General features: G+C 64.7%; 11 protein-coding genes and 4 pseudogenes. 8 read left to right on the top strand and 7 right to left on the bottom strand.

The genetic code is table 11. The features are described from left to right. Positions 1–409: 409 nt before the first annotated feature. A complete protein-coding gene (locus PIB19_RS22530; protein ID WP_271239127.1) occupies positions 410–670 on the bottom strand; it encodes a hypothetical protein in 261 nt (86 codons plus the stop codon). 82 nt (positions 671–752) lie between these two features. On the opposite strand from PIB19_RS22530, the pseudogene msrB reads away from it, so the two are divergent. After that, positions 753–1203 (top strand): annotated as a pseudogene (gene msrB / locus PIB19_RS22525) (peptide-methionine (R)-S-oxide reductase MsrB). Positions 1204–1218: 15 nt separating this feature from the next. On the opposite strand, the pseudogene galU reads toward msrB, so the two are convergent. Next, positions 1219–2081 (bottom strand): annotated as a pseudogene (gene galU / locus PIB19_RS22520) (UTP--glucose-1-phosphate uridylyltransferase GalU). A 102-nt stretch (positions 2082–2183) separates the two neighbouring features. Between galU and wecB the strand changes: the two are divergent. After that, positions 2184–3313: pseudogene (gene wecB / locus PIB19_RS22515) on the top strand (non-hydrolyzing UDP-N-acetylglucosamine 2-epimerase). Beyond that, on the top strand, positions 3297–4592 hold the full coding sequence (gene wecC, locus PIB19_RS22510) for a UDP-N-acetyl-D-mannosamine dehydrogenase (protein ID WP_271239126.1): 1296 nt from the start codon (positions 3297–3299) through the stop codon (positions 4590–4592). Before wecB ends, wecC begins: the two are co-directional and overlap by 17 nt. Positions 4593–4597: 5 nt before the next feature. Here the strand turns inward: wecC and PIB19_RS22505 are convergent, their stop codons facing one another. Beyond that, on the bottom strand, positions 4598–5554 hold the full coding sequence (locus tag PIB19_RS22505; protein WP_271239125.1) for a M48 family metallopeptidase: 957 nt from the start codon (positions 5552–5554) through the stop codon (positions 4598–4600). A gap of 462 nt (positions 5555–6016) precedes the next feature. Between PIB19_RS22505 and PIB19_RS22500 the strand changes: the two genes are divergently transcribed. Together PIB19_RS22500 and PIB19_RS22495 are read left to right on the top strand one after the other, a co-directional pair. After that, the gene (locus PIB19_RS22500; RefSeq protein ID WP_081855748.1) at positions 6017–6238 is read left to right on the top strand and encodes a hypothetical protein; all 222 of its coding nucleotides are present in this window, start codon (positions 6017–6019) and stop codon (positions 6236–6238) included. 321 nt (positions 6239–6559) lie between these two features. Then, positions 6560–7234: a metallophosphoesterase gene (locus tag PIB19_RS22495; RefSeq protein ID WP_271239124.1), complete on the top strand. Its 675-nt coding sequence runs from the start codon at positions 6560–6562 to the stop codon at positions 7232–7234. Between the two features lie 56 nt (positions 7235–7290). On the opposite strand, the gene PIB19_RS22490 is transcribed toward PIB19_RS22495, so the two are convergent. Together PIB19_RS22490 and rpsU are read right to left on the bottom strand one after the other, a co-directional pair. After that, positions 7291–7926: an FKBP-type peptidyl-prolyl cis-trans isomerase gene (locus PIB19_RS22490; protein ID WP_271239123.1), complete on the bottom strand. Its 636-nt coding sequence runs from the start codon at positions 7924–7926 to the stop codon at positions 7291–7293. Positions 7927–8014: 88 nt separating this feature from the next. Next, on the bottom strand, positions 8015–8221 hold the full coding sequence (gene rpsU / locus PIB19_RS22485) for a 30S ribosomal protein S21 (protein WP_019368605.1): 207 nt from the start codon (positions 8219–8221) through the stop codon (positions 8015–8017). Positions 8222–8460: 239 nt separating this feature from the next. Between rpsU and PIB19_RS23915 the strand changes: the two are divergent. From PIB19_RS23915 to PIB19_RS22470, 3 genes and pseudogenes are all read left to right on the top strand, one after another. After that, a pseudogene (locus PIB19_RS23915) lies at positions 8461–9200 on the top strand (response regulator). Next, positions 9197–10462 (top strand): sensor histidine kinase, encoded by a 1266-nt coding sequence (locus PIB19_RS22475; protein WP_271239122.1) that lies wholly within the window; start codon positions 9197–9199, stop codon positions 10460–10462. Before PIB19_RS23915 ends, PIB19_RS22475 begins: the two are co-directional and overlap by 4 nt. Positions 10463–10590: 128 nt before the next feature. After that, positions 10591–11472, top strand: a complete 882-nt coding sequence (locus tag PIB19_RS22470) for a dioxygenase family protein (RefSeq protein ID WP_271239121.1) — start codon at positions 10591–10593, stop codon at positions 11470–11472. A 697-nt stretch (positions 11473–12169) separates the two neighbouring features. Here PIB19_RS22470 and PIB19_RS22465 read toward each other — a convergent pair. Together PIB19_RS22465 and PIB19_RS22460 are read right to left on the bottom strand one after the other, a co-directional pair. After that, positions 12170–13441 (bottom strand): hypothetical protein, encoded by a 1272-nt coding sequence (locus PIB19_RS22465; protein WP_271239120.1) that lies wholly within the window; start codon positions 13439–13441, stop codon positions 12170–12172. Further along, positions 13438–15153 carry a GumC family protein gene (locus PIB19_RS22460; protein WP_271239119.1) on the bottom strand — a complete coding sequence of 572 codons (1716 nt, stop codon included), beginning with the start codon at positions 15151–15153 and terminating at the stop codon, positions 13438–13440. The genes PIB19_RS22465 and PIB19_RS22460 overlap by 4 nt, the downstream gene beginning before the upstream one ends. Positions 15154–15308 lie beyond the last annotated feature (155 nt).

The raw sequence follows: 15308 nt of genomic DNA, 5'->3' as shown, positions 1-15308 counted from the left end.
TCCGCAAACCACCCATTTGCAGACATGCTTGCAATGTAGGATTTCGCCTGACAGCCTCATCTGGCTCTTTGACATCGTAATGCCCCCTCTCATCGTGCTCGTGCGAAAGCAGGAGTATAGCGCTGCCTGCTCCACACCCTCCTGATTGCCTGCGCAGGAACAGGCCAGAACGATGCAGGCAGTGTGACCCTAGTGTGACCTTTCGCGGCTAACCCCGTCGCCAACGCGCGTGGCGCGTAGCTGTAGCCTGAGCGACGCGTGACAGGCGCCTAGCTGTAGCGCAGGTGGCGCGAAGGTGGCGCGCCGAGTCAAGCGCGTCCGACAGACATTCTTGTTAAATCAACATGTTATCAAGTTTACCCGCTCCCGGAAAACCCGCCAGCGAGTCAAGCTGGCCCGCGCTCCGGAATCAGCCCGGTGTCTCGATCAGTTCCACGATCTCGAAATCATAATCCTGCCAGCCGCGCTGCTTCGCGGCGTCGGCAGTCGCGGCCTTCTTGCCGGTCGCTTCGCGCAGCGACTTGGCGTGGCCCCAGAATACTTCCGTCTTGCCGCCGCCCAGATGCGCGACGATCCGCCAGTAATGCGTGAACGGCACCGATGTCGGGCCGATCGTCTTGACATAGCCGTCCGGCAGCGTGGCCGTGAGATAGCGCTTCTTCTTCGCCATGCCTGCGCCGATAGCCGATCGCGCCGCACCTGTGGAAGCCGCGCCTGCCTGTTCCCATATGGGCGACGAAACGGAGATCCGCATGACCCAGTATCGCAAGACCGACGAGGCCCTCGCCGCCCTCTCTCCCGAAGAATTCTTCGTGACGCAGAAAAGCGGCACCGAACGTCCCGGCACCGGCAAATATCTGAACAACAAGGAGCCGGGCATCTATGTCGACATAGTCTCCGGCGAGCCGCTGTTCGCTTCCTCCGACAAATACGAGATCAGGCTGCGGCTGGCCGAGCTTCACCAAGCCGATCGAGCCCGCCAACGTCGCCGAGCTGCGCGACGCCACGCATGGCATGGTCCGCACCGAAGTCCGCTCGGCGAACGGCGACAGCCATCTCGGCCATGTGTTCGACGATGGCCCGCCCGATCGCGGCGGCCTGCGCTATTGCATCAATTCGGCCTCGCTGCGCTTCGTGCCGCGCGATCGGATGGAAGCGGAAGGCTATGGCGCATATCTCGATCAGGTCGAGCAGCCGGCCTGATCCGGGCCGGGGCGTTCAGGTCCGGCTGGCGATGAACGCCCGAATCGCCGGGGCGAGATCGTCCCGCTCCAGCGCGACGGCGATATTGGCCTGGATGAAGCCGGCCTTGTCGCCGCAGTCATAACGCGTGCCGGCGAAGGTCAGGCCGTGGAAAGGCTGGCCGCCGATCATCCGGGCCATTGCGTCGGTCAGCTGGATCTCGCCGCCGGCGCCGGCCTCCTGCCCTTCGAGCACGCGCATCACCTCGGGCTGGAGGATGTAGCGGCCGATCACCGAGAGGTTGGACGGCGCGGTGCCCGGGGCCGGCTTCTCGACCAGCCCCTTGACCTCAGTGAGCGATCCGTCGCGGCTGCCCGGAGTGATGATACCATAACGATGGGTCTGGTCGTCGGGGACCTCCTCGGCGCAGATCAGATTGCCGCCGACCTTGTTGTACGCCTCGACCATCTGCCTGAGGCAGCCCGGCTTGCCGACCATGAAGTCGTCAGCGAGCAGCACCGCGAAGGGCTCGTCGCCGACGATGTCGCGCGCGCACCACACTGCGTGGCCCAGCCCCATCGGCTCCTGCTGGCGGACATAGGCGACCGCGCCGGGCCGCAGCCGCGTCGCGTCGAGAACATCGAGCGACTTGCCGCGCGACGACATCGTCGTCTCGAGCTCGTAGGCGATGTCGAAATGGTCCTCGATCGCGCTCTTGCCGCGCCCGGTGACGAAGATCATCTGCTCGATCCCGGCCTCCAGCGCTTCGTCGACCGCGTACTGGATCAGCGGCCGATCGACGACCGGGAGCATCTCCTTGGGCATCGCCTTGGTAGCGGGCAGGAAGCGGGTGCCAAGGCCCCCACGGGAAATACGGCCTTGCGCAGGGGCTTGATCATTCGGGCTCTCCTTGGCGGCGCCTTGCCCGTTCCCAAAGCGCCGATCAAGCGGATGCCGCCGGGCTTATATCGGTCTTAAGCCTCGCGCGCTAAGCAGGCGCCATGTCTGCACCCAAGGTCCTCGTCGTGTTCGGCACGCGCCCCGAAGCGATTAAGCTCTTCCCCGTCGTCCAGGCGCTTCAGGCACAGGGCGGGCTCACCGTCCGCACCTGCGTCACCGCGCAGCATCGCGGCCTGCTCGATCAGGTGCTCACGATCGCCGGAATCGTGCCCGATGTGGATCTCGACGTGATGACGCCGGGCCAGTCGCTCGACGAACTCACTGCACGCCTGCTCACCGGCCTGGGCAGGGTATTCGATGCCGAAAAGCCCGATCGCGTGCTCGTCCAGGGGATACCGCCACGGCGATGGTCGGTGCGCTCGCCGCATATTATCGCAAGATCCCGGTCGGCCATGTCGAGGCCGGGCTACGCTCGGGCGACATCTACCAGCCCTGGCCCGAAGAAGTGAACCGCCGCATCGTCGCCCCGATCGCCGACCAGCATTTCGCCCCCACCGAAACCGCCGCCGAGGCACTGCGCCGCGAGAATGTGGATCCGTCGACGATCCATGTCACCGGCAACACGGTGATCGACGCGCTCCACACCACTCGCGCCCGGATCGCCGCCGATCCGTCGCTCGCCGCCGGGCTCGACGAAATCGCCGAACGCTTCGCCGGCAAGCGCCTCGTCCTCGTCACCACGCATCGCCGCGAGAATTTCGGTGACGGCATGGCGGGGATCGCCGATGCGATTTCCCGCATCGCCGCGCGGCCCGACACTGCCGTGCTCTTTCCGATGCATCCCAATCCCAACGTCGTCTCGGTGATGGACCGGGTGCTGGGGGATCGGCCCAATATCTGCCGCATCGATCCACTGGATTACCCGCACTTCATCCGCGCCTTGGGGATGGCCGAGATCGTGCTCAGCGATTCGGGCGGGGTGCAGGAAGAGGCGCCCGCGCTCGGCAAGCCGGTGCTGGTGATGCGCGAGACCACCGAGCGGCCCGAAGGCATCGCCGCCGGCACCGCGAAGCTGGTCGGCACCGATCCCGACCGGATCGTTTCCGAAATCTCAACCCTCCTCGACGTACCCCATGCCTATTCTGCCATGGCACGCGCCCACAATCCGTTCGGCGACGGCCATGCTGCAGAGCGGATTGCGGGGATCGTCGCACATGGTTTCGGATTCTGAGCTCAAGGTCGCCGTCCTCGGCCTGGGCTATATCGGCCTCCCCACTGCCGCAGTGATCGCGCGCACCGGCGCGAAAGTGCTCGGCGTCGATGTTCACGAGTCGGTGGTCGACACCGTCAATTCGGGCAAGGTCCATATCGAGGAGATCGATCTCGACGGCCTCGTCTCCGGCGTGGTGGCGCGCGGCAATTTGCGCGCCTCGCTCCAGATCGAGCCTTCCGACGTCTTCGTCATCGCCGTGCCCACGCCGTTCGGCGAGAACCATGCGCCCGATATCGGCTATGTTCTCAAGGCCGCGACCACGATCGCGATCGTGCTCAAGGCCGGCGACGTCGTCATCCTCGAATCGACCTCGCCGGTCGGCACCACCGAAAAGGTCACCGAGCTGCTCGCGCAGCTGCGGCCCGATCTCAAGATCCCCAGCCATTGTGTTGGCAGCGCCGACGTAGCGATCGCTTATTGCCCCGAGCGCGTGCTGCCCGGCCGTATCCTCGTCGAACTGATCGACAATGATCGCGTCATCGGCGGCGTCACGCCGCGCTGCGCCCGCAAGGCGCTGCAATTCTATCGCCGCTTCGTCCGCGGTGCCTGCGTCACCACCACTGCCAAGGCAGCGGAGATGACCAAGCTCGCCGAGAATGCGTTCCGCGACGTCAACATCGCCTTCGCCAACGAATTGTCGCTCGTCGCCGATCAGATGGGCGTCGACGTGTGGGAAGTCATTCGCCTCGCCAACCGGCATCCCCGCGTGAACATCCTGTCGCCGGGCCCGGGCGTCGGCGGGCACTGCATCGCAGTGGATCCCTGGTTCCTGGTGAGCGCCGCGCCCGAGCGCACCCCGCTGATCCGCACTGCCCGGGAAGTGAATGACGGCAAGATCGAACACGTCATCGCCCAGGCAACTGCGATGATCGAGGCCAACCCGGCGATGCGCGTCGCCTGCCTCGGCCTCGCCTTCAAGGCCAATATCGACGACTTCCGCGAGAGCCCGGCGCTCAAGGTGGCAGTCGAGATCGCCCGCCGCTTCGGCGAGCGCGTCGCGATCGTCGAGCCTTATGCCGCCGCCCTCCCGGCCGCCTTCGACGGCACCGGGGCGGTTTTGACCGACATCGACGCCGCGATCGAGACCTGCGGCGCGTTCATCGTGCTGGTCGATCACGACGTGTTCCGCTCGATCCCGCTCGACGAGCGCGTCGACAAGCAGGTCTACGACACCCGCGGCATCTGGCCGGACCAACCGCATGCGACGTGGAACGAGCCGCTCCGACTGGTCAGCTGATGCCGTTATTTCTTGCGGATCAACAGCGACTGCCAGTCGCCGCTTAGCGGCTGGCTACGCTCCGCGATCAGGCTCGGGATCATCGGCCGGGCCGAAATAGTCTCGAGCTTCGCGATCTCCGCCTCGAGCGTCGCGACGCGATCGCGCCAATGCGGATGCGAACGGCTGCGGAAGATCCCGCCTGCCTTGCTCGGCCCGAAGCGCTTCCAGAAGTCGATCGACGCATGCGGCGAATAGCCGGCATTGGCGAGCAGATAGACCGACAGCAGATCGGCCTGGAGCTCGGTCTGGCGGAAATACTTCACATTGGCGCCGAACCCGGAGAGCATCCCGAAATCGACGCCCCGCGCCTCCAGCCGGTCGCGGTGGTGCAATATGTTATGCGAGAATTCGTGAGCGACCGCGGCGGCCACCTGGTCCGGCGTATATTCTTCGAGGAATTGCGAGCTGATCTGCACCATCGTCCCGTCGGCCGAGGCGTTGTAGCTGCTGCCAAGGAGCAGCTCGAAACGGGTTCGGCATGCCGGCACCGGCTGGATCGTGACCTTGACCGGCACGCCTGCCCGAATCGCCTCCACTTCGACGGGCGCATCGGGCGCCAAGGCAGCTATTGCCAGCTGCGTGGCGACGAGCCGTTGAGTCGTTGCGGGCTTCCCCGGCAGTGCGGCGATGTCAACCGAACCCACACGCACGAGCGAATCATCCCGGCGGAGACCGGCACGTTCCGCCGGGCTGCCGGCGATGACCCCTTCGACCGCGACCGGCGTGGCGAATCCAAAATGCGCCTGCGCCGCAGTGCGGGAGGCCGAATCGAATTGGTCGGGCGTGTGCAGCTGCAGCCCAATGCCGGGCTCGAGGCGATCGCACAGCGGGGCATTGGATACCGCCAGCCGCCAGCCGATTGTCGCCAGCGTGAGGTCCGCCTCCCTGACCGCCTCGAAGGTTTCCCGATTCTGCCCCACGTCCGCCTCCGCGGGAACGGATCCGAGAACTAGAAAGAGGTAGCAGGCCGTCGAAAAAAGATTCCGGGCGAGGCGGCCGAACATGCGGTCAAGCAAGTGAAACATGGCTCCTTTAGCCATGTCCAGGCTGCAATCACAATGCGTTACGCCTGCGTCACGGCGGCGCGATTCCCCAGAAACCCGTGGTAACCTGCAGTATTCGCCTCGAAATCGGCGGTGCGATTGAATCACTTTCCGTTAACCCCCTTGGCACTAATGCTGCATCGCGTTATAGAAATGCGCGCGCTCGCAGCACGGGTCTACGTTGTGAGCAAAGAGTTCGGGTCAACCGGACCAGTGTTGCGTTCAGGCAACGGCAGAGCTAGTTTGTCGTGGGCTTGTTTTTGAGGTGTTGCCGTCGGTGTGCTCCTATGTCATAGGACTGCCCGACGAGAGCACCGGAGCTCGAAGAGGAGTAGAATGATGTTGTCAAAGCTTCTTACGGCGGCTGCGGTCGTTACCATGGCTGCCACCCCAGTTGTGGCGGCTCCGGCCTCCAAGCTGTCGCTTTCGCGCGCCTCGACGGCGAGCGAGAAGGATAGCGAGTTGGCTCCTGCCGTGATCATCGGCGTGCTTGCCACTGCCGCGATCATCGGTGGCGCGATTGCGCTCGCCAACAACGACGACGATCCCGACAGCAACTAAGCCGTTCGGATCTTCCGGAATTACGAGTGGCGGCCCAAAAGGCCGCCACTTTTGTTTGTGCGCGCTGCGCCAAAGGGATGCCTCTGGCCTCCCCCGGGGCCGGAGCAGCTCTACCGCTTGCGGGACACGCCGGCATTCCATCATGCGGCAGTCCCCGTACGGCCATAAAGCTTGGATACATTCGCGCAGTGCAATAAGAGACGCCGCGAGTGGCTTTTACAAACGCGATATCATGATTGGACAGCTCTTCCGCCGTCGCTCCGCTCCCCCAAGGATCGAGGGAGCGTACCCGCCGGGCAACGCATCTATGCCATCGGTGACGTGCACGGTCGCCTCGACCTTCTAAACGCGCTACTGGGCGCCATCGAGGCCGACGACGCTAGGCGCGGCCCCGCCCAATCGCACATCATCTTTCTGGGCGACCTGATCGATCGTGGCCCGCGTTCGGCACAGGTCGTCGACCGCGCGATGGAAATCGCAGCCGGACCAGGAAACTGCCAGTTCCTGCTCGGGAATCATGAGGAAGTCTTCCTGCAGGCGATGGCCGGCGATCTGAAGGCCCTCGCTTTCTTCGTCCGCATCGGCGGACGCGAGACCATCCTGAGCTACGGCATCTCGGAGACGGAGTATCGCGACTCCGACTATCCCGCACTCCATGCACTGCTAGCCGAGCGCGTGCCTGAATCGCACATCGCATTCCTGAAGGGTTTCGAGGACCTGATCGTCGTCGGCGACTATGCGTTCGTTCACGCCGGCGTGAAGCCGGGACAGGCGCTGACGGATCAGCGCACGAGCGACCTGCGCTGGATCCGCCGCGAGTTCCTCGACCATAATGACGGGTTCGAGAAGATCATCGTCCACGGCCACACGATCACCGAGGAAGTCGAAGTGCGATCACATCGAATCGGCCTCGACACCGGCGCTTATTCGAGTGGAAAGTTGACTGCGATGGGATTCGAAGATGGAGAGCGCTGGGTGCTGGACACCGCCAGCTGAAGCGCCGCCCTCAGGACTAGACAAAGAAACCCCGGCCGAAGCCGGGGCGGAAGAACTTACTGGCCGGGAGCGACCTGCGGCGGCGGACCGTCAGCGCCCTGCGGAGGACCACCGGGAGCCCCGCCCCGCTGCTGTTGCTGCATCATCTGCTGCATCATCATCTGCTGGATCACGGCGGCGGGAACGACTTCGCTCATCTCGACGTCGAAGATCAGCACCTTGTCCGCCAGCTCGGCCCCGGGGCCCTGCGCACCGGGCTCGGCACCGTAACCAAGCTTCGGCGGCAGCCAGAAGCGGAACTTCGAGCCCTTGTTCATCAGCTTCACGCCCTCGGTGAAGCCCGGGATCATCGGCTGGCCGACCTGGAAGCGCATCGGCGCGACGGGCTGGAACTCGCTGCCGTCGCGCAGCGTGCCGTGGATCTGCAGCGAGACACCATCCTGGTCATTCGCGGTCGGGCCCGTGCCCGCCTTGAGCACCTGGTATTGCAGCCCCGACGACGTGGTCTGAATGCCCGTCTGCCCCTTGTGCCACGCCAGGAACTGATCGTTGGGCAGCTTGGCGGCGACCTGCTCGCGCGTGCCCAGCCATGCGAGGCCGAAGGCCAGCGCTATCGCCAGCAGCACGCCGATCCACAACCAGACCTTATAGGCCCGCTTGACGGGCTGGAGCGGAACGGCGGTCACGGACATCGAGTCATCCCCAAATCGGCGTTCCGCCGCTTAACTTCGCACTTTGCACGCACTTTGTGAAAGAAAACTGCGCCGAAGCGCAGCATTCTTACCGTGCGCTGTCGCGCTCCACGCGCTTCCGCTCGAGCTTGCGCGCGCGGCGAACGGCGGCAGCACGCTCACGGGCGCGCTTCTCGCTGGGCTTCTCGTAGTGACGGCGGAGCTTCATCTCGCGATAGACGCCCTCACGCTGCAGCTTCTTCTTGAGCGCCCGCAGCGCCTGGTCGACATTATTGTCGCGAACGATGATTTGCATAAGGCCGTACAGCTCCGATCTCGATACAATAGAATAGGGTTCGCCGGAGCGCAGGCTGCGGCGTTATCGGGGCCACCTAACAGCGCAAATCCTATTTTTCAAGGTCCGAAGCGGCACCCCGGCGCGAATCCGGGCCCGATACCACCCTCAGAGTGTGGCTCCGAGGCAACAACGCGTCGCATTACACTGCGTTGCAGCCCTGCAACGCAGCCGATAGGTTCACCTGCCATTCGACACACATGCAGTTAGCCTACGCCCTGGACCTCGAGACCCGCCTCCTCATCGTCGACGACGATCCCGGTATCCGCGAACTGACCGCGGATTTCCTGTCGCAGCACGGTTATGTGGTCGATACGGCGGCGGGCGGCACCGCGATGCGCGAAGCGATGGCCGCCCATGACTATGCGCTCGTCGTGCTCGATCTGATGATGCCCGGCGAGGACGGGCTGACGATCCTGCGCTCGATGGACCGCGAGACCGGGCCGGCGGTGATCCTCCATTCGGTGATCGGCGAGGATGTCGACCGAATCGTCGGGCTGGAAATGGGCGCCGACGATTATGTCGCCAAGCCGGCCAATCCGCGCGAATTGCTGGCGCGGATCCGCTCGGTGCTCCGCCGCAGCGGCAGCAGCGGCGACAAGCCCCCGCGAAAATGCCCGAGCGCGGCTTCCTGCGCTTCGCCGGCTGGCGCCTCGATCCGGTGGCGCGCCAGCTGTACGATCCCGAGAACGTCATCATCAATCTGTCCGACGGCGAGTTCCGGCTGCTGCTGGCACTGGTCGAGCGGCCGCGGCGCGTCCTCACCCGCGACATGTTGCTCGATCTCTCGCGCGGGACGATGTCCGAGCATTTCGACCGCGCGATCGACGTGCAGATGAGCCGATTGCGGAAAAAGCTCGCCCGCCCCGGCCGCGAGGAGCTGATCCGCACGATCCGCAACGAAGGCTATATGTTCGTCGCCGAAGTGACGGCGAAGTGAGGCGCAAGCACTCGATCGTCTTCCCGATCGTATTGCTGGTGATCGCCGCGGCGCTAATCGCGACGACGGTGCAGTTCACGTCGATGTTCAGCGGTCCGCCGCCCTGGTTCCGGCCGACGCCGATCGCACGCGTGGCGGAAGCGCTGCGCACGGGCCGGGTGCCGGACAACAGCCGCGGCATCGAAGTCACGCGGACCAGCGAGGACCGGTTCGGCCGTAGCGAGGAGCAGTCCTCGCCCGCCCGCGACGCCGCGATCGCCAAGCTGATCCCCGTCCCGGCCGCTCGGGTGCAGGGACTCTACGAATTCCCGCCGCGCGATCCCGACGGCGACATCCGCGGCAGCTTTACCGTGGGGCTGCAGAACGGCGACGGCTGGATCCTCGTCTCGACCGCGCCGCCGCCCACTTTCACCAGCTGGCACGTGCGGCGGCTGGCGGGGATGCTGCTGACGCTGGCGATTCTGTCGGTGCTCGCCTGGTACGTCGCGGCACGGATCTCGCGGCCGATCCGCAAGCTCGCCGAGGCGGCGACGCGGGCGCGGCTCGGCGCGCGCCCGGCGATCCCGCGCGGCGGCCCCCGCGAAGTGCGCGAGCTCGCCGAGGCAGTGGAGGCGATGCAGGATCGCATCCTCCAGCAGGCCGAAGGGCGCACGACGATGCTGGCGGCGATCGCGCACGATCTCGGCACGCCGCTGTCGCGGATCGCCTTCTGGGTCGAGCAGCTTCCCGAGGCGGCACGCGATCGTGCCGCGGCGGACATCGACGAAATGCGCGCGATGCTGGGCGCAGTGCTGCGCTTCACCCGCGACGATCGCAACCAGGCGCCGCATGCGCGGCTCGACCTCGGCAGCCTGATCGAGAGCCTGGGTGAGGACCTCGCAGTGGCGGGCGTGCCGGTGGAAGTCGATCTCGGCCCGCGCGTGATCGTGGAGGGCGACCCGGCGGCGCTGCGTCGGCTGTTCACCAACCTGGTCGAGAACGCAGTGCGCTATGGCGATCGGGCGCGGCTGGGCTGGTCCTGTACGCCGGGCTGGGTCGAAGTGCTGGTCGAGGACGAGGGCCCCGGCTTCCCCGGCGACCGCGCCGACGCACTGTTCGGCCCGTTCGTACGCGGCGAGGCTTCACGCAACCGCGCGACCGGCGGCACCGGCCTCGGCCTCGCGATCGTCCGCTCGATCGCCGAGGCGCATGGCGGCGAAGTCCGGCTGGAGAACCGGGAGGCAGGCGGCGGACGCGTGCGGGTACGGCTGCCGGCGGAGTAAACCAGTCCTCCCTCGCGAAGCGGGGAGGAATTGCGGGCTGCAACCTGCTGAAACATTCACGCGATGCCGCGAAATTGAGCGACGCGATTTCTCCGCCACTCCTGTGATCAACCAGCGGGAGTATCGCATTGCATCACGACCATCACGAACACGATCTCGGCCTCACTCACGACCTGGAGGCCATCAACGCACTCGCCAGCCGCCGCCGGGCACTACGCTGGTTTGCCGGGGCGGGCGCGGGCGCTCTGCTGACCGGCTGCGACGGCGGTTCGGCTACAGGCACGATCGTCGCGCCGACGCCCTCCCCGTCACCGAGTACGACTCCGACCCCGAGCGCGACCGCCACCGCGGGCTGCGTCGCCGATCCGAGCGAGACCAACGGCCCCTACCCCGCCGACGGCACCAACACATCCGCCGGGCTAACCTCCAACGCGCTCACCGCCGCGAATGTGGTGCGCAGCGACCTGCGCTCGAGCTTCATCGGCACCTCGACCACGGTCGCCGCCGGGGTACAGCTGACGCTCACGCTGACGGTGGTAAACGTCAATGCGAGTTGCGCGCCGCTGGCGGGCTATGCCGTGTATCTCTGGCACTGCGACCGCGACGGGAAATACTCGCTCTACGACCTGCCGAACGAGAGCTATCTTCGCGGCGTCGGCGTGACCGATGCCAACGGACAGGTAACCTTCACCACGATCTTCCCCGGCTGCTATGCCGGGCGCTGGCCGCATATCCATTTCGAAATATTCTCGAGCCTGAGCAATGCGACGAGCGGGCGTTATGCGGCGCTGGTTTCGCAGCTCGCGATGCCGGCGGCGGCGTGCAGCGACGTCTATAACAATGGCACCGGCTACAGCACGAGCTTGCGCAACCTCGCGGGGGTATCGCTGAACGGTGACAATGTGTTCGGCGACAATTCGAACGCGCAGATCGCCCAGCAGACACCGGCGACCAGCGGCAGCGCCGCAGCCGGCTATGCCGCGACCGCAGTGATCGGGCTTGCGCGCTAGGGGCGCGGGCTCCTCTGCGAAAGCGGAGACCGAGCCAAGGGACAGCGCTCGCGGTTCCGGACTCCCGCTTTCGCAGCAGCCATTCGATCGAACTCCACGGGAGGAGCCGGCAGGATTAAGTGGTAAATCGTTAGGTAGCCTCGGACGTACGCTTATTCCGGGCTATCCTGCGCCACGGGCTGCTCGACGGCCCTGCGCGCTTGTTCGGCGGCCTGGGGGGCACGGAGCGAAGCAGTGGGGTCCTTCACCGGGGTATACCGCTCGATCCGCGTGGATAGGCGGCTGCTTATCCTGTTTCTGATCTCGATTGTTGACGCGACGGCTATTCACCTCAACCCCCTCGGGTTGAGTCATGCGAGCGCCATAGGCAGTTTGCGTGCTGCTCGTCGAGCTCGCCGTCTGAGCAGAAGCGGGCGCCGCTAGCATGGCCGCCGTGAGTGCAGTGCCTAACAGATTGCGCAACGAGGCTTCCACTTAATCCAGAGCGCGAGCCTTTGCTGGCTCGCTGATTGCCTTGTAGCGTTCCCAAAGCGCCCAGTCCAAGCGAAAGGGGTGCCACCGAGTATGCGGCTATAGCATTGGCGAGCGTTTGGACCAATTGATTGAGGCTTGCTTATGCGCCGCGGCCGCTTTGTCATAACCACCCTGGACGCGCTCGATGAGGCTGTCCCCCGCCGCTTCGACCACTAAAATAATGTCATCCCGCCGGTCGGAGCTCCATCCGCTCGATTTGTCCGGACAGGCCCGCGATTTCGCTCGATTCGCGCGCGATAAGCGCCAGCAGCTGTGCGGGACAATCCTGGGGAACATCCAGGCTCCCAGAAAATCGACCATCGTTATTGGCGGAGTTTGGTATCACAACGCGACCGAGCTCACGCCCGTCGGTGCCGCAGCGAAGAAGCCAATAGGGCTGCGAGCGCTCAGGCTGATCGACGCCCGTGCTCCGGCCTTCGAGCACATAGCGGCCGGGCGGCAATAGCTGCAGCTGCCGGATCAATTCGCCGGCAACGCCGGGAGGGGCGGAGAAGTCCAACAGCCCGCTTTTGCCGCCGCTCGCCAGTGATGCACTGAGACCCGTGCTGCCGCTCGTCGGAACCCAGTCGAGCTGCGATGGCCGGTCGCGTATTGTCGCGAAATCGGGATCGCGCGATCGCCTTCGGTCGGCTTTGGGCTGAAGCGTCACAAAATAACGCCACGCAGAATCGAACTTCTTTGCGGCAAGGAGACTGTCGACCAATATCGCCGATGCATAATAGGAAATATCGACGCCCGAGCGACGCAAGCTGACAAACATTCGGGAAGTCGCTTCGGGATCCGGCGTACCTCCCGCGGCGACTACGAGAAAGCTGTCTTTCCAGAGCGGCTTCTTGCTCAAAACCTTGACGAGTTCCGGCGTAATCGCGGGGTCGACGCTCGCCTGGGTCAACACCGGATACAGCAGGTCGCGTGCTCCGGCCTTTGTCCGCAATGCGATATCATAATGGTGCAACGCGCCGACGATGTCCTCGCGCGCGACAGCATCTTCGATTAGCCACAGCCTCGCCGTCAGGTCTCGCCGCGACAAGCGGTCCGAATAGGTGAACCATCGGCGTGCCGCAGCGGTGTTCCCAAGAAGGTCCGAGCTCATACCGAGCGCGTCCACCGCGGCTACCGCCATTGGGTCGCTATCGAGAGCGCCACGCGCGAGTGTTTCGGCCGCGGCGATGCGAGCACGCGCTTCGCGATCGGGTACGCCCCCGACCGCAGATCCTGCCTCCGCCAGCACCTGCTTCAGCGCGAGCTCGGCAGTGATTCGAGCATCATTGGGGGCGAGCCCGTGTGCCCGTTCGATTTGGCCAACGGGCAGACTCGTGGCGCGGGAGTGCGTAACGGCGCCATAGCCGATCGCGACAACCGCTGCCGCCAGTAAGATACGCCCACCCCATTCGATCTTCGCTCGTAAACGAAGATCGTCGAGAAGCGCCCTCATCCCTGATGCCGATTTCGTTTGGACTCGGCGAGATCGTCGCGACCATAGCCGTAGCCGTACTCATAGCCGTAGCCATAATGGGCCTTTCGGGCCTCAAACTTGGTTAGCACGCCACCGAAAACCCGAACATTGGCGCTGGCAAGTCTTCTCAGCGCGGTCTTCACCATGCTGGAACGAATGCCGTGCGACTCTACGGCGTAGATCACGCCTTCCACCCGGCTGGCAATTAGCGGCGCATCGGCCAAACCCATCACCGGCGGGGAGTCGATTACCACATGGTCATAGGTTTGCAGCAGAAGCTCGATCAATATCGAGAGGCGGTTGCCGGTCAACAATTCGGCCGCGTTAGGGGGAATGGGACCCGCCGACATCGCGGTAAAGCCGAGGTCGCTCATCTGGAAGGTGAGCGCGTCGATAGTCTCCTGCCCCGACAGGAAATTGCTGAGACCGCGCTCATGCCCGACCCCGCCAAGGTGGTGGACCGACGGAGAACGCATGTCGCCATCGACCAGGATCACCTTGCGATGCGCCCTGGCGAGTGTTGTTGCCAGAGCAAGCGCGGTGGTCGACTTGCCTTCTGCAGGTCGCGTCGACGTAACCGCGATTGACCGGGGAACGCCATGTTCGGTCGTGAAGGCGAGATTGGTCTGTATCGCCAAATAGGCATCGACCATGTCGGACTTCCGATCGAGCAGCGCTTCCTTGGGCGTGCCGCTGGCAAGTTTCGGAACCGTGCCCAGAAGCGACAGGCCAAGCCGGCGCTCCACTTCGCCCGGGTCCGCGATCGCCTCGTCGATCTGCTCAAGCGCGAAAGCGAGTCCAGCACCGAGTGCAAGCCCAGCCAACAGTGCGACCGCGAGATTGATAAGCAGGCGCGGGCTGGACGGGCGGCCGGGGGCGACTGCCGGATCGACGATCGAGATGTTGTTAATGCCGACCCCGCCTGCGACGCCGATTTCCTTGAAGCGCTGGAGCACGCCATCATACAGCGCTCGATTGGTATCGACCTCCTGCTGATAGATATTATACTGGATGCTGCGGCGGCGGAGATCGAGGTAACTTTCCTTGAGCTGATCGACCTTGGTCTTCAGCGAGCGCTCGCGCTCCAGCGCTTCGCGATAGTCTCCCTGAAGCGAACCAGAAACGCGCGCTTCTTCGCGCCCGATAGAGCGGTCGATCTGGTCGATCTGGGACTGGATGGCCCTTGCCGCCGGATAGCCAGGCTCGAACTGGGTCATTAGCCGCTGATATTCAGCAGCCAAATCGGCACGCTTCTGGCGCAGGCTGTTGATAGCCTGATTGCGCAGCGCCTCGGTCGAAGCGCCCGCGCGCCCCGTCTGCTGATAGCGCGCCTCGGCCTGGATTCGATCCGTCGTCGCCTGGCTTAGCGCTGTATTGAGAGCGGAGAGATCGTCGGCAACGATCGAACGCTCGGACGTCGTCTTACCGTCGCCGGACTGGGCTGGCAGGTTGATGATGCGTTGGGCCGAAGCATAGGCGACGAGCTGACGCTGCGACGCATCCAGGCGCTCCTTCAACTGTCCAAGCTGCTGCTGCAGCAAGTTGCGGCCATAGGAGGTCGCCTGCACCTTTCTCTCGAGATTGGTCTGAATGAAGTTCTCTGCCCAGGCGTTCGCGACCTTTGCGGAAAAGCTCGGATCGGGGCTGGTGAAGCGGATATCGACAAGGCGCGACAGCCGTGTAGGCTCCACCTGAAGCTGCAGGCGCAGCTTTCCCCTGCGACGCGCTGACGCTCCGCCCGGCCCGCCGCGGAATACCGGCCATTGGTCTGCTGGAACGCCGGAGCCTTTTCGGAAACTCCGAACATCTCGAAGAATTTCGGATCGTCGACCAGTCGCAACTGTGA

Source organism: Sphingomonas sp. 7/4-4, assembly GCF_027941955.1.
Classification (GTDB): Bacteria; Pseudomonadota; Alphaproteobacteria; order Sphingomonadales; family Sphingomonadaceae; genus Sphingomonas.
Note: the sequence above shows the minus strand (reverse complement) of the source record. Positions and strands in the feature narration are given on the sequence as shown.

What these genes read in the sequence shown, in the direction of transcription:
- PIB19_RS22465 (WP_271239120.1), bottom strand. Translation starts at nt 13,441, where the DNA reads ATGAGGGCGCTTCTCGACGATCTTCGTTTACGAGCGAAGATCGAATGG.
- PIB19_RS22530 (WP_271239127.1), bottom strand. Translation starts at nt 670, where the DNA reads ATGGCGAAGAAGAAGCGCTATCTCACGGCCACGCTGCCGGACGGCTAT.
- PIB19_RS22500 (WP_081855748.1), top strand. Translation starts at nt 6,017, where the DNA reads ATGTTGTCAAAGCTTCTTACGGCGGCTGCGGTCGTTACCATGGCTGCC.
- rpsU (WP_019368605.1), bottom strand. Translation starts at nt 8,221, where the DNA reads ATGCAAATCATCGTTCGCGACAATAATGTCGACCAGGCGCTGCGGGCG.
- wecC (WP_271239126.1), top strand. Translation starts at nt 3,297, where the DNA reads ATGGTTTCGGATTCTGAGCTCAAGGTCGCCGTCCTCGGCCTGGGCTAT.
- PIB19_RS22490 (WP_271239123.1), bottom strand. Translation starts at nt 7,926, where the DNA reads ATGTCCGTGACCGCCGTTCCGCTCCAGCCCGTCAAGCGGGCCTATAAG.